Here is a 4,415-nt window from a genome sequence, read left to right as displayed (position 1 = left end):
TGCAAAAAAGAGAGTATAACAATTCAGGGAAACGTTTATATATAGCCTATAATCATTTGCTAGTTAATAATGCAGAAGAACAATTTTATAAAATAGTTGCAGGTAGTGAATTAGAAAAAGCAGAAAGTAATCAAATAAATCAAACAATTTTTGAATTTAAAAATCTCCATAAACTATGTTTGGAAGTTCTGAGTACTTATCATCAAGAATATCATCATCAAAATGAAGTAAACTATCAAGTTTTTTCGGAAATGTACAAGGCACATCCTCGAAAAAAACAATATCCAACGTCTTTAGTGTGGGAAGAAATTAGAAGTGCTATTAAAGGAAAACAACTATCTATAACAGAATATCTTTTGTCTGAAAAAGCTTACGAAGAAATCAGTAAAAATAGTATGACTTGTCTGGAGGAAAGACATCGTAGAGAAATCTATAAAATTGCAACATGGTATCAAAAAAAACTTCAAAAAGAAAAATTATATGATGAAATAGATTTAGTCAGAAAAGTGTTGAGATTGATTGAAAATAATTATAGTGAAAAATACGATCTGATTGTTTGTGATGAGGTACAAGATTTAACAGAAATACAATTAGAGTTATTATTTAAGTTAGTTAATCCCAATGGAAATTTATTTTTTGCTGGAGACTCTTATCAGATGATTAGTCCTAGTGGTTTTCAATGGGAAAAACTAAAACATAAATTTTATCCTCACAGAAAAGTAGATAGACAAACTTTAAAGTTTAATTTTCGTAGTGTAGGAAGCTTAGTAAATTTAGCGAATCAACTACTAAAATTACGTTCTCGATACTTAGCAGAACCTACAGGAAGTTATTCTATTACAAACAGTAGTAAGGGTCAATTAGCTAGGACGATTTCAGCAGATTATCAAACATTAATAAAAACATTAAAAGAAACATCTTTATATCCTGGTGATGCTATTTTAGTCAGACAAGAATCAGATAAAGAAAAAATTAGAGCCGAACTAAATTCTAGTTTTGTTTTTACAATTGAAGAAATAAAAGGATTAGAATTTGATACAGTTTTTCTCGTAGAATTTTTTCAGCCTACAAAAAAACTTTGGGGTAAAGTTATACGAGGTGGGTTACTAAAAGAAAAAGAAAAACCAGCATTTCAACTAGAATTAAACTTACTTTATGTAGCAATTACCCGCGCTAGTAGAATATTAAATATTTGGGAATCACAGCTTAGTGCCCTCTGGCAAGAACCAGAATTTCAAGGTTTATTTCAGTCAATAATTCCCGAATTAGTAAGAAGCGACCGCGTAAATCCTAGTTCAGAAACATGGCATAAACAAGGGGAATATTATTTAAAAGCAGGATTCTATCAACAAGCAAAAGAATGCTTTACTAAATCCGGCGATCTAACTTTAGAAAAACAAGCTCAAGCCAAATTATTAATTCAAAAACAAGCTTATGATGAAGCAGCAAAAATTTTTGTTGAGTTAAGAGAATGGCAAGAAGCAGCACTACTATTTGAGAAATTAAAAAAATGGCAAGAAGCAGCAAAATGTTGGGTGAAAATTGGAGAAAACCAGAGGCAAAAAATTTGTGAAGCTTACAACTTGGAAGTAAACTTAAAATGGTTAGCAGCAGCAAAAAAATGGGAAGAACTCGAAAATTTTGCTAATTCTAAACGCTGCAAGATGAATATTCCCGAAAAAAAAGCAGAATATCAAGCTATTGAATTTGAAGAGAAAAAACAATGGCTTAAAGCTGCTTATGAATATGACTTAGCCAAAATACCTCAGAAAGCAGCATTGTGTAGAGCCAAAGAATTTGAAAACAAAAAACAATGGGAAAAAGCTATTACTCAATATCAAATAGCAGGAATGGAAGAAAAAGCAAAAAAATGCCGCCTTCGAGGAGTAAACGAACTACATAAACAAGGACTAATTAAACTACAAAAAAGAGATAATACTGGCGCTATAGAAAACTATAACCGAGCAATAATACTAGACCCAAATAATCATCAATTTTACAAAAACAAAGGTATTGCAATGGCTCAATTGGGAAACTTAAAGGCAGCAATAGCAAATTTTCACAAAGCATTAAAACTTGAACCAAAAGACCTCCAAAATTATCATAATTTAGGGGCAACTTATGCAGAATTAGGCAAATTAAATCAAGCCATAAATCTTTTTTCTCAAGCTCTGAAATTTAATCCTCAAGACTCTCAAATTTACCATAACTTAGGAGTAGTTCATTTTAAAGCAGGAGACCCACAAGGAGCCATCGCAGATTATGATCGAGCAATAAAATTTAATCCCACAAAAATAGAAGCTTACTATAATCGAGGTATTGCCCGTCGTTCCCTTGGAGACCAGCAAGGTGCAATTAATGACTTTACCACATTATTAAAACTCAATCCTCAAGTTGTAGATGCTTATACCCAACGAGGTGCTGTTAAGTTTGACATGAAAGATACAAAAGGAGCAATGGCCGACTTCAACCAAGCAATTAAACTTAATCCTAAACATCCTGAAGCCATTTACAACCGAGCTATAGTCCGTCGTGTGATGCGAGATAACAATGGTTCCCTAGAAGATTTTAACCAGGTTATACAAATTAATCCTAACTATGTGGATGCTTATATCAAACGAGGTATAGTTCGTTTCGATCTTGGAGAGCATCGCGGTGCTCTAGAAGACTTAAACCGTGCAATACAACTTCAACCCAAAAATGCAGAAGCTTTTTATCATCGAGGTAACACTAAGCGAAGTCTGGGAAATTTTCCCGGAGCGGTCGCTGATTTTCAGACTGCCATACATCTCAACTCCCAATATCATCAAGCTTATAACGACCTTGGCATTGTACGTCTGAAAATGGGAGATATAAAAGGGGCAATGAAAGACTTTGAAGCAGCTATACAAATTAATCCTAATTATGCCGAAGGTCATAATAACCGAGGCTTTACCAAGTTTAGGCTAGGAGATATAAAAGGGGCAATGAAAGACTTTGAAATAGCTCTACAAATTAATCCTAACTATGCCGAAGCACATAATAATCTCGGAAATGCTCGCTTTCAAGCAGGAGATTTTCAGGGAGCTATTGATGACTTTGGCCAGACTCTAAGCATTAATCCCAACTATGTTCCTGCCTATAATAATCGAGGTTTAGCTCGTTTGAAACTAGGAGGCTTTTCTGAGGCGATCGCTGATTGTCAAGCAGCGCTAAAAATAAACCCCAACTATGGTTTAGCCTACTATAATTTGGGCTTAATTCACTGTGAAATGGGAGATTTGCAGCAAGCTATTCTAGACTATAACGAAGTATTAAAATTGTATCCGAGAAAAATAGACGCTTATATTAACCGAGGGCTAATTTATATGAAGTTAAAAGACTATGCTCAAGCGGTTAAGGATCAAAGCAGTGCTTTAGATATTAATCCTAATCTAGGTCACGCTTATTCTTTTCGTAGTGAAGGATATATGAAATTAGGAAACTTTCAAGCTGCTCTTGATGATTTACACAAAGCAGCAGAAATTTATCAAAAACAAGGAAAGCGACAAGAATACGAAAAGATTATCAAGACTATTGATAGTATTAAAGATGAGCACGACCCATAGACATCGGCATGGAAACTACGGCAGTTTTTAGATGGGTAAACCACAGTTAAAAAGTTAGGTGGTAGGTGTTAGGTGTTAGGTGTTAGGTGGTAGGTGAAACGAGGGCTGCGAATTCCACAATAGATGACTAACCTTGTGGTCTACTCCAGTGAAAAGCGCTGTAAGTTTTTGCCCAGGCATTTAGTAGACACACAAAATTATAGTCATTTACTTTAGATTGAGACAAAGCTTTCTTGCTATGAGAGAGTTTCAGACGAAAAAACGTCTCATTTTTAAGTTAAACTACTATAATTGCCTATTTTGATCATCAAAATATATCCTCAGATAAAAGGAAGCAAAATGTTGATTTATATCATGTATTTTTACAGCGCTTTTCATTAGACATCTCCAAAATCAAAATTAAGGTAAAATTGTAGTGACCAATTATATATACGCTGTCCCCAAATAAATAACACCATTTCTCAAAAACTTTTCTACATTTTCTTGAGTATGGGAGTATGGGAGTGGGGGAGTGGGGGAGAAGTAAAAATAATAATAATTCATATTAAATATGCTCAAATTAGCAAAAAAAAATATTAGGATAGTTTAATTACTTAATAACTGAAGTGTTACCTAAGTAGATAATTACTTTTGGCAATTAGTCTAATGTATTAGAATATATTTATAATCATCCACTCATCAACAAAAAAAAATTATTGGTATTACAGATAAACAACTAATAAAATTAATAGAAAATCCTCAAAAAGTTGAATAAAAAAAAGACAGGCGATAATGCTCCGCATCGGTACAGTCCCAGAATCAGTATTAGTTACCCAAAAGTGTCCCCCA

1 protein-coding gene is annotated in these 4,415 nt (G+C 33.5%); it reads left to right on the top strand.

The annotated features are described in order from the left end of the window. Nucleotides 1–3,587: tetratricopeptide repeat protein (locus F6K13_RS20195; RefSeq protein WP_287288168.1), on the top strand; the 3,587-nt coding region annotated here is incomplete at its 5' end. Nucleotides 3,588–4,415 lie beyond the last annotated feature (828 nt).

The organism is Okeania sp. SIO2B9 (assembly GCF_010672505.1).
GTDB classification, from domain to species: Bacteria; Cyanobacteriota; Cyanobacteriia; order Cyanobacteriales; family Microcoleaceae; genus Okeania; species Okeania hirsuta.
Note: the sequence above shows the minus strand (reverse complement) of the source record. Positions and strands in the feature narration are given on the sequence as shown.